This window comes from Pseudonocardia sp. OZ21 (assembly GCF_059359135.1).
Genome location: NZ_JCADBN010000011.1, coordinates 64624 through 78350, shown reverse-complemented (window position 1 = coordinate 78350; position 13727 = coordinate 64624). Strand labels below are relative to the sequence as shown.

The 13727-nt window shown below is 71.8% G+C and carries 15 protein-coding genes; 5 read left to right on the top strand and 10 right to left on the bottom strand.

Features of this window, described 5'->3' with window-relative positions; genetic code table 11:
• The first annotated feature begins 47 nt into the window (after nt 1-47).
• Both AC5L35_RS24215 and AC5L35_RS24210 read left to right on the top strand, forming a co-directional pair.
• A complete protein-coding gene (locus AC5L35_RS24215) occupies nt 48-614 on the top strand; it encodes a TetR/AcrR family transcriptional regulator (RefSeq protein ID WP_495061978.1) in 567 nt (188 codons plus the stop codon).
• A 91-nt stretch (nt 615-705) separates the two neighbouring features.
• Nucleotides 706-1563, top strand: coding sequence for a phytanoyl-CoA dioxygenase family protein (locus tag AC5L35_RS24210; RefSeq protein ID WP_495061977.1), 858 nt, complete (start codon nt 706-708; stop codon nt 1561-1563).
• Between the two features lie 52 nt (nt 1564-1615).
• On the opposite strand, the gene add is transcribed toward AC5L35_RS24210, so the two are convergent.
• From add to AC5L35_RS24185, 5 genes are read right to left on the bottom strand one after another with little or no spacing between them, the layout of a single operon-like run.
• The gene (gene add / locus AC5L35_RS24205) at nt 1616-2602 is read right to left on the bottom strand and encodes an adenosine deaminase (RefSeq protein ID WP_495061976.1); all 987 of its coding nucleotides are present in this window, start codon (nt 2600-2602) and stop codon (nt 1616-1618) included.
• Nucleotides 2602-3675, bottom strand: a complete 1074-nt coding sequence (locus AC5L35_RS24200; protein WP_495061975.1) for an ABC transporter substrate-binding protein — start codon at nt 3673-3675, stop codon at nt 2602-2604. Before AC5L35_RS24200 ends, add begins: the two co-directional genes overlap by 1 nt.
• A gap of 51 nt (nt 3676-3726) precedes the next feature.
• A complete protein-coding gene (locus tag AC5L35_RS24195) occupies nt 3727-4569 on the bottom strand; it encodes an ABC transporter permease (RefSeq protein ID WP_495061974.1) in 843 nt (280 codons plus the stop codon).
• Complete coding sequence (locus AC5L35_RS24190; RefSeq protein ID WP_495061973.1) at nt 4566-5336, bottom strand: ABC transporter permease; 771 nt, start codon at nt 5334-5336, stop codon at nt 4566-4568. The genes AC5L35_RS24195 and AC5L35_RS24190 overlap by 4 nt, the downstream gene beginning before the upstream one ends.
• Complete coding sequence (locus AC5L35_RS24185; protein ID WP_495061972.1) at nt 5333-6160, bottom strand: ABC transporter ATP-binding protein; 828 nt, start codon at nt 6158-6160, stop codon at nt 5333-5335. The genes AC5L35_RS24190 and AC5L35_RS24185 overlap by 4 nt, the downstream gene beginning before the upstream one ends.
• 114 nt (nt 6161-6274) lie before the next feature.
• Between AC5L35_RS24185 and AC5L35_RS24180 the strand changes: the two genes are divergently transcribed.
• Nucleotides 6275-6904, top strand: a complete 630-nt coding sequence (locus AC5L35_RS24180) for a TetR/AcrR family transcriptional regulator (protein WP_495061971.1) — start codon at nt 6275-6277, stop codon at nt 6902-6904.
• On the opposite strand, the gene AC5L35_RS24175 is transcribed toward AC5L35_RS24180, so the two are convergent.
• The gene (locus AC5L35_RS24175; protein WP_495061970.1) at nt 6889-7743 is read right to left on the bottom strand and encodes a TauD/TfdA family dioxygenase; all 855 of its coding nucleotides are present in this window, start codon (nt 7741-7743) and stop codon (nt 6889-6891) included. The genes AC5L35_RS24180 and AC5L35_RS24175 overlap by 16 nt on opposite strands.
• 96 nt (nt 7744-7839) lie before the next feature.
• On the opposite strand from AC5L35_RS24175, the gene nadD reads away from it, so the two are divergent.
• Together nadD and AC5L35_RS24165 are read left to right on the top strand one after the other, a co-directional pair.
• The gene (gene nadD / locus AC5L35_RS24170; protein ID WP_495061969.1) at nt 7840-8463 is read left to right on the top strand and encodes a nicotinate-nucleotide adenylyltransferase; all 624 of its coding nucleotides are present in this window, start codon (nt 7840-7842) and stop codon (nt 8461-8463) included.
• Nucleotides 8464-8707: 244 nt separating this feature from the next.
• On the top strand, nt 8708-9850 hold the full coding sequence (locus tag AC5L35_RS24165; protein ID WP_495061968.1) for a hypothetical protein: 1143 nt from the start codon (nt 8708-8710) through the stop codon (nt 9848-9850).
• Between the two features lie 46 nt (nt 9851-9896).
• Here the strand turns inward: AC5L35_RS24165 and AC5L35_RS24160 are convergent, their stop codons facing one another.
• From AC5L35_RS24160 to AC5L35_RS24145, 4 genes are read right to left on the bottom strand one after another with little or no spacing between them, the layout of a single operon-like run.
• On the bottom strand, nt 9897-10808 hold the full coding sequence (locus tag AC5L35_RS24160) for an NAD-dependent epimerase/dehydratase family protein (protein ID WP_495061967.1): 912 nt from the start codon (nt 10806-10808) through the stop codon (nt 9897-9899).
• Between the two features lie 2 nt (nt 10809-10810).
• Nucleotides 10811-12100, bottom strand: coding sequence for a mandelate racemase/muconate lactonizing enzyme family protein (locus AC5L35_RS24155; RefSeq protein WP_495061966.1), 1290 nt, complete (start codon nt 12098-12100; stop codon nt 10811-10813).
• A 2-nt stretch (nt 12101-12102) separates the two neighbouring features.
• Complete coding sequence (locus AC5L35_RS24150; protein ID WP_495061965.1) at nt 12103-12936, bottom strand: RraA family protein; 834 nt, start codon at nt 12934-12936, stop codon at nt 12103-12105.
• A 38-nt stretch (nt 12937-12974) separates the two neighbouring features.
• Nucleotides 12975-13709: an IclR family transcriptional regulator gene (locus tag AC5L35_RS24145; protein ID WP_495061964.1), complete on the bottom strand. Its 735-nt coding sequence runs from the start codon at nt 13707-13709 to the stop codon at nt 12975-12977.
• Nucleotides 13710-13727 lie beyond the last annotated feature (18 nt).

Sequence of the window (13727 nt, the reverse complement as noted above, 5' to 3'; positions counted from 1 at the left end):
GCTGCGCGTCAGGATGGGCGTCGGGATGGACGGGTGGTGAGTGCGACATGACCGAGCCGGGTGCGCGCGACCGGATCCTGGCCGCGGCGGAGGAACTGTTCGCCGACCGGGGCTTCGACGCCACGCCCACGTCGCGGATCGCGGAGCGGGCTGGTGTGCCGAAGGGCCTGGTGCACTACTACTTCAAGCGGAAGCCGGACCTGCTGACGGCGCTGGTCGAGCGGCTGCCCGAGGAACACCTCGACCCGGCGAACGTGGTGGTGCCCGGCGACGTCGCGGCGAGCCTGCACCGCCTGGTCGATGTCCTCGACCGCACCCTGGACTCGTCGGCGATGCTCTCGCACCTGCTCTGGCGGGAGGCGGACACCCATCCCGCCGTGCTCGACGCACTCCGTACGCGCTTCGCCCGTCTGGTGGAGCAGATCCGCGCCGTCGTCGCGGCGGCGCGACCGAGTGGGTGTGCCGCCGCCGATGTGGACAGCGCCGCGCACCTGCTGGCCTCGGCGGTGAGCTACCGGCACTCGGTGGCCCGGCACGCCGAGGACGGTCAGGACACGATGCACCGCGAGTTGCGCTTCCTGGCCGACGCGCTGGCCGCGGGCGCCGGCGCGTAGGCCGCTCGACCCCTTCACCGGAACGTAACGCGGACTCGGGCCGTCGTCGTTCACACTGGTTGAACCGACCGGTTCATACAGAGGAGTCGACGTGACCGTTCCGGACCTGACCGCATTCACCGACATCGGCGTGTTCACCCCCGCCGACGGCTGCGACGCGGCGAAGGCCTTCTACGACCGTTGGGGCTTCGTGGTGCTGCGCGACCTGGTGGACGAGAGCGCGCTCGACGCGATGGAGGCGGAGTGCGTGGCCGCCCAGCAGGGCGTGCTCGACGGTGAGCTCGACGCCCGGCACGGCTCGCGGAAGTACCTCGACGACGAGACCAAGGCCGAGCACTTCGTCAACTACGTGGAGCGCGTGGAGGAGCTCGCCCCGACGATCGGCGCGGCGCTGGCCACCCCGGCGCTCGTGGAACTGGTGACGCGGATCCTCGGCCCGGACTACTGGCCGGGGCGCGGCGGCGTGGTCTACCAGGACGCCCGGCCGGGCCGGGAGTCCGGCTACACCCGCATCGGCTGGCACGCGGACTGGCAGGCCGTCCCGCATCTCGACATCTGGCCGGGCACCGCGTTCACGATCCACATCGACGGCACCAGCCCGGCCAACGGGTTCCTCCGCGTGGTTCCCGGCAGCCATCTCTGGGCCACCGCGTCGCCGTTCGAGAACATCAACAACGTGGCCGTGCCCGAGGGGGCGCCCGCCGCGCGCGGCTACACCGACACCCCGCCGCCGGCGCCGATGCCGCTGGGCTTCGAGAAGATCCGCGGAGAGCTCCCGGTCTACGCCGAGCGCGGCGACGTGATCCTGCACGACGCCTACCTCTGGCATTCCGCCGCGCGCGCCACCGACGACCACACCGTGCGCCGCCACGTCCGCGGCGGCTGGCACGGGGGCGACACCTCGCTGCGCGACGCGGAGACCGGGTTCGTGAAGAACGCTGCTCGCTGAACCGGCCGGACCTCGGCGGGCGCCCTGCTCACGTCGGACGTGAGCAGGGCCGTCACGCCGGGGTCGTCAGCCACTCCTCGACGAGCTCCACACCGTCGGCCACCAACTCCGCCGGGGCGCCCGAGCCCACCAGCGACGAGTGCGCGAGCTGTGCCAGCCGTTCGTCGGACAGCCCCATCGTGTGGCGCACGAGCTCGTACTCCGCGAGCAGCCCGGGGCCGAACAGGAGCGGGTCGTCGCCGTTGAGGGTGCAGCGGACGCCCGCATCGAGCAGCCGGACGAGCGGGTGCTCCTCGAAGGACGGCACGACGGCGAGCATGACGTTGGAGGTCGGGCAGACGTCGAGCACGATCCCGTCGGTGGCGAGCCGCTCCACCAGCGCGGGGTCCTCGACCGCGCGGACGCCGTGGCAGATGCGCCGCGCGCCGAGCGCGTCGAGCGCGCCGTAGACGCTGGCCGGCCCCGCCAGCTCGCCCGCGTGGGGCGCGGAGATCAGCCCGGCGTCGCGGGCGATCCCGAACGCCTCCGCGAACGGCTCCGGCCCGAACAGCGCTTCGTCGGCGGCCAGCCCGAAGGACACGACGCCGGCGCCCGCGTACCGGGCGGCCAGCTTCGCCAGCTCGACGGCCTGGGCGGGGTCGAAGTCCCGTAGCGCCGAGACGATCCAGCCGCAGCCGATCCCGCGGGCCGCCGCGGCGCGCCGTCCCTCGTCGAGGACGATCTCGAGCACGTCCTCGGAGGTGCCGAGCTGCCCGGTGTAGCGCGGCGGGTAGAAGTGCGGTTCCACCCACAGCGCGCCGTCGTCGGCGGCGTCGTCGACGACCTCGCGCACCACGCGCCGCAGGTGCTCCTCCGTGGTGATCAGCGCCGATGCCGCCCGGTACTGCAGGCCGAACTCGGCGAACGAGGTGTAGCCCCGCACCGGCGGGACCGGCACACCGGCCGCGGCGGCCAGATCGGCGAGCGTGGACGGGCGCATCGCGCCCTCGAGGTGCAGGTGCAGGTGGGCCTTCGGCAGGCGGGCGAGGTCACGGACCATCAGACGGTGGCCTTGCCCTGGAAGACGTTGTCCAGCACCGCGGTGTCGACGATCTTCGCGGCGTCGGGCAGCGGGGTCACCCCGGCCGCCGTGTACGCCGTGTACATCGGGCCGGAGAGGCGGGCCGGGTCGATCCGGAACAGCCCGCTCGCTTTCGTGAGGTCGCTCTCGGTGTAGGGGATCTGCAACTCGTTCTCCCTGGTCTGCTGGGCGAGGTCGAGGCCGAGATCCGCACCGTACTTCTCCACCGCGAGGTGCGCCGCGACCGACGGGTCGGCCGCGTTGTCCTGCCAGCCGCGGATCGTCGCGCGCATGAACTTCTCGACCGTCGGCCGGTTGGCTTCGAGCCAGGACCGCTCGCTGCAGAGCACGCTGGCGTACTGCTCCAGCCCGAGCTGCTGGTAGGTGGTGACGATGAAGTCGCGATCCTGCACCAGGCCCTGCTGTTCGAGCGTGATCGGCTGGTTGGTGGCGAAGCAGGTGTAGACGTCGCCCTGACCGTCTACCAGCGGGCTCGGCTCGTAGCCGACGGGGATGAACTGGTACTCGACGGGCACGCCGGCCAGCCGCATCGCCGCGTCGATGTAGGGCTGCACCCCCTGCTGCCCGAGTACCCGGGCGCCCACGATGTCCTGCGCGGTACGTACCGGCTTGCGCGCCATCGACAGCAGCGCCGACGGCGCGTTCTGGAACATCGTCCCGTAGGCGACGAAGTCGTTGCCCTGGTTGACGGCCGAGAGGAACGCCTGCAGCGCCACCGGGATGGCGATCTCGGCGCCCCGCGCGGCGAGGGTCTGCGTGGGGTCCGGCGCGTTCGGGCCGCCGGGCAGGAACTCCACGTCGAGGCCTTCCTGCGTGTAGTAGCCGCGGTCGTCGGCGATCCAGAAGCCGGCGAACTCGACGTTGGTGATCCAGCCCAGCGCGACCCGGACCGAGGTGGTTGCGCCGCTGCCGGTGTCGCCACCGGCGCCGCAGGCGGCGAGCGCCGCGGGGGCCACACCGAGGCCGAGACCGGCGATGCCTGCTGTGCGCAGCAACCGGCGGCGGGACCAGAGTGCGGGGTCGCTGGACATGGGTCTCCTCAGGTTCGGGGTCGGGGGGCTCGGGGGTGCGGTACGGGTGGGTCAGGTGAACCGGGCGGTGCCCCAGCGCTCCACGGCCCGGGCGGCCACGAAGCAGGCGACGGAGACGACCGTCGCCACGAGCGCGGTGCCCCAGGCCCGGTCGGGCTGGTAGAAGCTGACCGACTGCGCGAACAACGTGCCGAGACCCCGTCCGCCCATCAGGTATTCGGCGAGCATCGCGGCCAGCACCGCTGTGGGGGCGGTGAGCCGGAAGGCCACCAGCAGCCCGGGCACGGCGTGCGGGAGCAGCAGCAGGCGGAGCACGGTGGAGCGGGACGCGCCCAGCACGCCCATCAGGTCGGACGTCGCCTGCGGTGCGTCGCGCAGCCGGGCCCCGACGAACACGAAGGCGGGGAAGAACGAGACCACGGAGGTGATCACCAGCACGGTGATCCAGCCGTAGCCGAGCACCCTGGCCAGCACCGGGATCATCGCCACCACCGGCACCGACCGCATGACGAGCGCGAAGGGCGTGATCATGCCCGAGGCGATCCGCGACGCCCACACCGCGACCGCGAGCCCGGAGCCCAGCGCCATGCCCACGACCAGTCCGCCCGCGGCCATGGCGAGCGTCCACCCGAGGTCGGGCAGGTAGGCGCCGAGGTTGCCGACCACGTCGGTGAACACCAGCGACGGCGCGGGGACGACGATCCGGTTGTAGCCGCCCAGCCATGACCAGAGCTGCCACCCGACGACGAAGACGGCCACCGTCCAGTACCGGGAGACGACGCGGCCGAGGCCGTGCGCGACCTGCCGCACCGGCGACGGCCGGGAGGTGTGCTCGCGGCCGACCGGAGCCTGCCGGGCCGCCGGCAGCGATGATTCGCTCGCAAGCTGGGTCACTGGAACCTCCGGTTCACGGCCGCGCGCAGCGCCACCAGCAGGACGTAGGCGAGCAGCGACATGGCGGCGGCGGTGAGCGCGGCGGCCCACAGCTGGTTGGTCTGCACGTTCTGCATGGAGCTGACCAGCAGTACGCCGAGGCCGCGCTGCGCGCCGAACCACTCCCCGATGACCGCGCCGAGCACGGCGGCCGGCGCGGCGAGGGTGAGCCCGTCGACGATCAGCGGGAGCCCGGCGGGCAGCTGCAGCCGCAGCAGGGTGGCGGCCCGGCCCGCGCCGAGCACGGTGAACACGTCGCGCTGGGCGTTGCTCGCCGACGCCAGTGCCGACGTCGCGGCGACGAACAGGGCGAAGCCCGCGGCCAGGGCGGCGACCAGGGTCGGGGTGGCCTCGCGCCCGGCGGTGGTGATCAGCAGGGGTCCCAGCGCGATGAGCGGGACCGCGTTGACGACGGCCGCGAGCCGGTCGAGCCCGGGAGCCGTGGCCGGCAGCAGCACGCTGAGTGCGGCAACCAGCAGCGCGGCGACGCTTCCGAGCAGGAACCCGCCGAGCGCGGCGGAGCCGGTGGCCACGAGCGCGCGGCCCAGCAGTTGCTGTGCGGCAGGCTCGGTCACGTAACCGAGCACGGCGGTGAGCGGTGGCCAGCCCGGCCCGGCGAGTCCGAGCCGGCCGACGAGCTCGGCGAGCACCAGCAACGTGAGAACGCCGCCCGCGGCCAGCCCCGGGCTGCGGGGGAGTGCGGTGGCTCCGCCGGCGGCCCGGGTCACGAGGCCGCTGCAGCGGGCTCGGGGTCGTCGAGCATCCCGGTGAGCCGGTCGACGAGGGCATGGAACTCCGGGTCGCGCGTGACGTCGCTGCCGCGCGGGTGCGGGATCTCCACCTGCTGCACGTGCCGCACGCGGCCCGGCCTGCCCGTCATCACGACGACCCGGTCGGCGAGCAGCACGGCCTCGTCGACGTCGTGGGTGACCAGCAGGGTGGTGATCTGCTGCTCCATCCAGATCCGGGCCAGCTCGAGGTTCATCCGCCGGCGCGTGACGGCGTCGAGTGCTCCGAACGGCTCGTCGAGCAGCAGGACGTCGGGCTCCAGGGCGAGCGCGCGGGCGATGGCCACCCGCTGGCGCATCCCGCCGGAGAGCTGCCGGGGCCGCGCGTCCTCGAAGCCGGCGAGTCCCACGAGTTCGAGCAGGGCGTCGACGCGCTCGCGGTCGACCTGCCGCCCGGCCACCCGGAACGGCAGCGCGACGTTGGAGCGTGCACTGGCCCACGGCAGCAGCGCGTGTTCCTGGAACGCGACGCCCAGCCGGTGCGCCCTGATCAGCTCGGCCGGGCTGCGGCCCTCGACGAGCACCTCGCCGTCGGTGGGCTGTTCGAGGCCGGCGGCGAGCCGGAGGACGGTGGACTTCCCGCAGCCCGACGGGCCGAGCAGCGCGACGAACTCGCCGCGGGCGATCTCCAGGTCGAGACGTTCCAGGGCCCGCAGCGCCGTGCCGCGTCGCAGGGGGAACTCCTTGACGATCCCGCGCAGGGTGATGGCCCCGGCGGAGGGGGTGTCGGTGGGGGACGGGGTGGCGCTGCTTGGTGCTCGCATCTCGGACTCCGGTGAATCGAGCGGTTCAGCCACGCTAGGGATCAACGGTTGCTGCCGTGTTGCGCTCTCGGCGCCCGGAGGTAACGAGAAGGGTCCCGGGTAGCGTGGTGCGCCATGGTGGACGGTGGCGCGGAGCCCGAGAGGGACCGACTGCTGCGGCTGGCTGCCGACCACGTGCTCGAGCAGGGCATCGCCGAGATGACGCTGCGTGGGCTGGGCGCGGCGATCGGTACGAACAACCGCATGCTGCTCTACTACTTCGGCTCGAAGGAGAAGCTGATCGAGCAGGCGCTGCTGGAGGCCTCGCGGCGGTTCCCGGCGTTCGCCGTGGCGATGACCGCCCTCGACGAGCCAGGTACGCCGCTGGTCGATCGCCTGCTGAACTGCTGGAGGGGCATCGCCGCCCCGGAGAACCTCCCGTTCCACCGGCTGTTCTTCGAGATCTTCGGGCAGGCCGCCCACAACCCCGGCCGCTTCGACGAGTTCCTCGCCAGGGTCGGCCACGACTGGACCAACCAGGTGGCCACCGCGCTGCGCGCCGAGGGGGTGCCGGCCGCCCCCGCGGCCCGGTCGGCCCGCGAGATCGTCGCGTTGTGGCGCGGGCTGCAGTTCGACCTGATCTCCACCGGTGACCACGAGGCGGTGACGGCGACCTACGCGGCCGCCGCCGCCGCCTTCGCCGAGCGCTGCCGGGCCGCGATCGGGGAACGGGTCCCGGCCGAGGCGCGTCAGCCGGCGAGCTGAGCCGGGTTCTGCGGGTTGACGATGTCCAGCGTGCCCGTCGGCACCGCGACGGCCGCGGTGCTCCAGCCCCAGATCGAGTAGAGCACCCGCGCCGGATCGCTGTAGCCGTGGCGGCCGTGGAAGAGCCGGTAGTTGTCCACGCAGGCCATGTCGCCCGCCTCCAGCCGGAAGCGGGCGCCGGTGTCGCGCGCCGCGGTCACCGCGGCCTTCCAGTGCTCCACGAACGGCCACTGCGCCGCCTCGTCAGGGCCCAGGACCGGCGCGAGATAGGGGTGGTGGCGCACCTGCGGCCGTCCCGCCGGGGTGGTGCGCAGAATCGGGGAGAACCGGTCCTGCGGGAAGTTGGGCTCCGAGTGGTCGATGTCGACCGTGCGGCAGAACTGCACCATCTCGGCGTTCGCCGGGTCCTGGGCGAGGATGTCGAGCAGCCGCACGCCGTCGATCAGGAAGGACTCGCCTCCGACGGCGGCCGGTCGGGCGCCGAACAGGAAGAGCCGGTCCGGCGCCTGGTCGCCGAACGCGAACCCGTCGTTGTGCGGGGGCATCGGCAGTGTGGTGTCGCCCGAGATCCGGCGCTTGCGGCCGCGGGCGTCGGGCGGCTGCTCGTCGACGCGGGCGCCGTCGGCGGCGGCGCGCCTGGCGGTGGCCTCGATCTGCCGTCCGATCCGGACGAGATCGTCGCCCAGCACGGCCCGGCCGAAGGCGATGGCCGCCTCCTCGTCGGCGATACCACCGATGATCGCTGCCCCGTCGGCGGCGATCACGTCCCGTGCCTCCTCCGGGGTGGACACCCGGCGGGGCACCAGACAGGCGGCTGCGAGGTCGGGACTCAGGTTCATGGCGGTCTCCTGCGCTCGTTGAACCGATTGGTTCAGATGACGCTACGGCCGTTGAGTTGCCACGGTGTTTCGGTGCGGCGCATTACTCTGCACAAGGTGAAGCGCAAGATCGGGGTGATGGGCGGGACGTTCGACCCCATCCACCACGGCCACCTCGTGGCCGCCAGCGAGGTCGCCGACCGCTTCGGTCTCGACGAGGTCGTGTTCGTGCCCACGGGTCAGCCGTGGCAGAAGTCCGAGCGCGAGGTGAGCCCGGCCGAGGACCGCTACCTGATGACGGTGGTGGCCACGGCGTCCAACCCCCGGTTCACCGTGAGCCGGGTCGACATCGACCGCGGCGGGCCCACCTACACCACCGACACCCTCACCGACCTGCACCGGCAGCGCCCCGGATCGGAGCTGTACTTCATCACCGGCGCCGACGCGCTGTCCCAGATCCTCTCCTGGCAGAAGCTCGACGAGTTGTTCGACCTGGCGCATTTCGTCGGGGTCACCCGGCCCGGCTACGAGTTGGACGACCACCACCTGCCGGACGGTTCCGTCACGCTCGTCGAGGTGCCCGCGATGGCCATCTCGTCCACCGACTGTCGGCGCCGGGTCGCCGACGGGCATCCCGTCTGGTACCTGGTGCCGGACGGCGTCGTGCAGTACATCTCGAAACGGAACCTGTACCGCGACCCGGGAGCGGGGCCGTCCCGGCCCGGCAACAGCGCTTGGTGAGCGCGTTCGCCTCTCGATCGCACCGTCGACAGGGTACGCCGCCCTTCGGGTGATAGTGGGCCGACGCTCCGTTGTCGAAGGGCTGTTCTGCAGCAATTCGCCCACACTGAACAAACACAATCAGACGCGTAACCTGACTGTCCGTACTTTATTCGTACAATAGGGTTTACGCGCTTTGGTTGACGGTGCCTTGCGCGATAGATTGCCCCCGGTCGGCGGGCTCCCCCGAAGAGGCCCTTCCGCGATGGCCGTGGCGGCCGACGCGCTGACTCCGAGCGTCGGCAATTCATGTCGACCCGCGACGAGGAGAACACCTGTGCTGAAGAAGGCTGGAATCGTGGCGGTCGCCGCCGCGGCCGGCATATTTGCGCTGAGTCCATTTGCATTCGCGATCGACCGCGACGACCGTGGCGACGGAGATGACAACACGTCGTTCCTCATCGAGGACGACAGTGTCCAGCGGAACCAGGTCAACCGCTGCGACTTCGAGCAGGACTCAGCCGCCACGGGGCTTCTCGGCCCGATCCTCTCCCAGAGCCAGCAGGGGAACTGCGTCAACGTCGGTGACGGGAGCTCCCTCGGTCCCCCGCCGCCTCCCGGGCCCGGCCCTGATCCCGGGTCCCAGATCGTCTACAGCTCGATCCCGGACGACCTGCCCGGCCACGTGGTCTCCATCAGCTACAACGCCACCGGCACCAGCGAACTCGGCGACGAGGTCGGGCTCGCCGGAGGGCCCGAACGCGAGCTGGAGTCCCTGGAGGTCGTGCTGGACAGCTCGGCCTGCCAGATCGGGAACTTCTTCAGCAACAACTGCGTGACCACGCCCGGGGCCACGTTCGCCCACCCGATCACCATGAACGTCTACGCCGTGGACGATTCCGGTCCAATTCCGACGCCGGGGGCCCTGCTGGCCACCCGGACGGAAGTCGGCAGTATTCCGTACCGGCCGTCGGCCGACCCGGTGAATTGCACGGGTGCCAACGCCGGCCAGTGGTTCGACGCATCCGACAGCGCCTGCTACAACGGAATCTCGTTCCGACTCAGGTTCGACTTCCCGGAAGGCACGCCGCTACCCGACCGGGTCATCTGGACGGTGGCGTTCAACACGACGAATGCCGGCCCCGCCCCGATCGGTCCGGCCCCGTGCGTCGCCACGGTGGAAGGCTGCCCCTACGACTCGTTGAACCTCGGAGCCGACACCTTCCCCGGAGCTCCGTACGTAGGCATCGACATCGACCCCAACGGCGCGTTCCTCGACTCGAACCAGCCGGGTTTCTACTGTGACGGCGGTGCGGGCGGCACGGGCTTCCTCCGGCTCGACACGGACACCACATCGTGCTGGGACACCAACAAGCCATTGGGCAAGATCACGGCGCTCGTGGAATAGCACCGGCGCACGGTGGACGGGGACGTGACGTCCCCGTCCACTGCGTTCACCGGGCGTTCCGCTCCCTGTCCGACACGGCAGGATGCTCGTCCTCGGCGTCCCAGCCGAGTTCGGCGAGTGCCCTGCCGGTGTCCCAGAAGCCCGTGTTCCGGGGCAGCGGCCTGCGCAGCGGCACATCCGGGTACCACCGCCGGGCCAGCTCCTCCGACGGGACGTCGGTGCTGGTCCGGGCGGCCACGATGTCGTAGACGGCTGGCCCCGGCGTGCTGCGGTGCAGGGCGAGCAGGCAGGCCGCTGCCGCGGAGTCGAAGGACGTCCACCCCCACAGTTCCCGGGGGTCCCGGTCGTCCTCGGCCGGCCTGCGGGCGGCGGCGAAGTCCTTGCGGAGGGCGTGCAGCCGCAGCGCGGAGAACGCGACGGCGGGCCGGCGCCTGGCGAACGCCGCCATCTGATGCTCCCCGAGCCACTTCGACAGGCTGTAGGAGTCCTCGCAGTACGCGGGGTGCTCCTCGTCGATCGGGAGGTAGTCGTAGCGCGGGGTCGGGCTGAAGATCCCACCGATCGCGTTGACGCTCGACGAGAGGCAGACTGCGCCCAGCCCGTGCTCCTCGGCCGCCAGCAGCACGTTGTACGTGCCGCCGACGTTGATGTGGTGCACCGCCGGCTCCGGGTGGTGGGGGTGGGTGAGCGCGCCGAGGTGGGCCACGGCGTCCGTGCCGGCGAGCGCGGCCCGGACCTCGTCGAGATGGGTGATGTCCGCGGCCCGGCACTCGACGGTTGCAGCAAAGCCACTTTGCGGCAACGTCGTTGCGTGAAAGTGGCTTTGCTGCAACTCGCCGGACGCTGTCGCGAGCGCCGCCGGCAGGTCGACGGCGACCACGTCGTGCCCGGCGAGCCGTGCGCGGGCGACGACGTACCGCCCGAGCCTCCCCGCCGCCCCGGTGACCGCGATCCGCACGCTCAGCTCCAGAGCCGGTCGTGGCTCGACTCGCCGTCCCAGACCGTCGACTCGGAGAAGAACACCGGGTCGCGGGGGTCGAGATGCGTCATGAACAGCTCCTCGTTGATCTCGCCGAACCCGAGCCCCGGGGTCTCGGGCACGATGATGTGGCCGTCCTGGATGAGCGGGCGGGGCAGGTCGGTGACGAGGTCGCTCCAGAACGGCACGTCAGCGGCGTGATGTTCCAGCGCGAGGAAGTTCTCCGTGGCCGCGGCCAGGTGCACGCAGGCCATTGTCGCGATCGGCGACGCCGCAAGGTGCAGCGCCATCGCGACGCCGCGCTCCTGCGCGTAGTCGCCGAGCCGCTTGGTCTCGCTGATGCCGCCGGACGTGGCGGGGTCGGGGTGGATCACCCGGACCGCGCCGGCGTCGAGCAGCGGCTTGAACCCCTCGGTGAGGTAGATGTCCTCGCCCGTGCACGTCGGCACGGCGACGGCCTCGGTGAGCTGGCGCCACTGGTCGGTGAACTGCCACGGGATCAGGTCCTCGATCCACGCCAGCGTGAACGGCTCCAGCGCGCGCCCGATCCGGATGCACGAGTCGAGCGCGATGTGTCCGAAGTGGTCGGCGGCGAGCGCCACGTCGTACCCGACGATCGAACGCACGGTCTCCACGTAGCTCGCCAGGTGGTCCACGCCCTTGGCGGTGACCTGGATGCCGGAGAACGGGTGCATCACCGTCTTGGTCTCGCGGGCGCCGGGCGGGGCGATCAGGGTGCCGGGGACGTCCCACAGCAGGTCCACGCCGACGTCCATCTTGAGCATCGTGAAGCCGCGCTGCCTGCGCTCCAGGAGCCGCTGCCCCATCTCGTGCGGGTCGGGCACGGACGGCGTGTCGGCATAGCACCGGATCGAGTCCCGGAACTGGCCGCCCACCAGCGCGTACGCCGGCACGCCGTAGGCCTTGCCCGCGAGGTCCATCAGCGCCATCTCGACGCCGGACACCCCGCCGCCCTGCCGGGCGTGGAAGCCGAACTGCTTGATCTTGCGGAAGACCTTGTCGACGTTGCACGGGTTCTCGCCGACCAGCCTGCTCTTGAGCATCAGCGCGTAGGTGGCGCTCGCCTGGTCGCGCACCTCGCCGTACCCCACGAGGCCCTGGTTCGTGTCGATCCGGATGATCGACGACCGGAAGGGCACCCCGTGCAGGTTGGCCACCCGCAGGTCGGTGATGCGCAGGGCGCTCGGCCTCGATGCCGTGCTGATGCGCTCCTCGGTGATCACGGACGGCTCGTTGCTGGTGGTGGTCACCGTCAGCGCTCCTCTCCGGCGCGGGTCGCGCGCCACTGCAGGAAGTCGGCCTCGATCTCCTCGCTCCACGTGGGAACGTCGATCTGCGCGCTCGTCCAGCGGCGCTCCGACAGGCGCTGCTTGCCGAACACGTCCCGGACGCGGGTGTCCTCGCTGGCCGCGGCCACCTCGGCGGCGAGGTGCGCGGGGATCACCGCCACGCCCGTCGGCGTCCCGAGCACGACGTCCCCGGGCAGCACGGTGACTCCGCCGATGCGGATCGGGATGTTGATCCCGGCGAGGGTGACGCCGCGGATCGGTGTCGGGTCCACGGCCCGGTGGAAGATGTTGACCCCGCCGCCGAGCTGCTGCAGGCCCTGCAGGTCGCGGATGCCGCCGTCGATCACGGCGCCGACGCCGGTGCGGGTGGCCACGGCGGTGCCGAGGTTGTCGCCCACCACCGTGCCCTCGACGATCTTGCCGAAGATGTCGACGACCATGATGTCGCCGTTCTCGAGGGTCTCGATCACCCAGGAGTTCTGGCGGTCGCCCTCCAGATGCCCTTCTCGCCTTCCGGCCTCCACCACCACCGCGTCGAGGTCGGGCCGGTGCGGCAGGAACTGCGCCGTGACGGCCCGCCCGACGATCACCGTGCCGGGGTGGGTCTCCCGCCACTCGCCCGCGAACTGCCGGACGTAGCCGGCGTGGAACAGGAACCCCCAGGCCTCCTCTGTGGTGGCGAGGCGGAGGCTCGCCAGCACCTCGTCGGGCACGCGGGGCCGGCCGGAGCCGAAGCGCTCGCCCGTCCAGGCTGCGGTGAGCTCCTCGAGGTCGTCCTTGCCGGGTTGGATGCGCACGTCCGGTTCGCCTTCTCTCTCTCGTCGGGTCGTACGGGTCAGATCAGGCCGGCCACCTTCCGGGCGGTGGCCTGCAGCAGCGGGACGTAGCCGAGCAGCTCCTCGCGCTCCAGCATGAACGTCACCGAGGAGACGCTGACGCCGCCGCGGGGCCGTCCGTTGCGGTCCAGCACCACGGCGCCGATGCACCGCACCGTGAGCTCGTTCTCCTCGTCGTCGAGGGCGAAACCGCGCTCGCGCACGTCGGCGAGCTCCGCGTGCAGCGCGGCCACCTCCGTGATCGTGGCGGGGGTACGCGACCCCATCCCCGCCGTCGTGACGATGGCCTCCACCTCGTCACGCGGGAGGTGCGCGAGGATCGCCTTCCCGATCGCCGTGCTGTGCAGGGGCAGCTGGTTGCCCACCCGGGAGCGCATCTCGTAGGGCTTGTCGTTGTCGACCTTGTGCAGGTAGACGGCGTGGTCGCCGACCCGCACAGCCAGATGGACCGTGTTGCCGCCCGCGCCTTGCTGCAGTTCCTGCAGCGTCGGGCCGATCCCGGTCGACAGCATCCGGACGACCCTCGCCCCGAGGCCGCCGAGCCGGCTGCCGATCCCGTAGCGCCCGTCGCCACAGTTCTGGGCGAACCCCTGCGCGCCGAGCGTGGCGAGCACCCGGTACGCGGTGGAGCGGGGGACACCGGCCCGCTCCGCCACGTCCATCAACCGGTGCGGCCCGTCCTCGACGGCCAGCGCCTCGAGTATCCGCATCGCCTTCTCGACCGAGGTCCCCACCGGGCTGGAGCGTCCCCC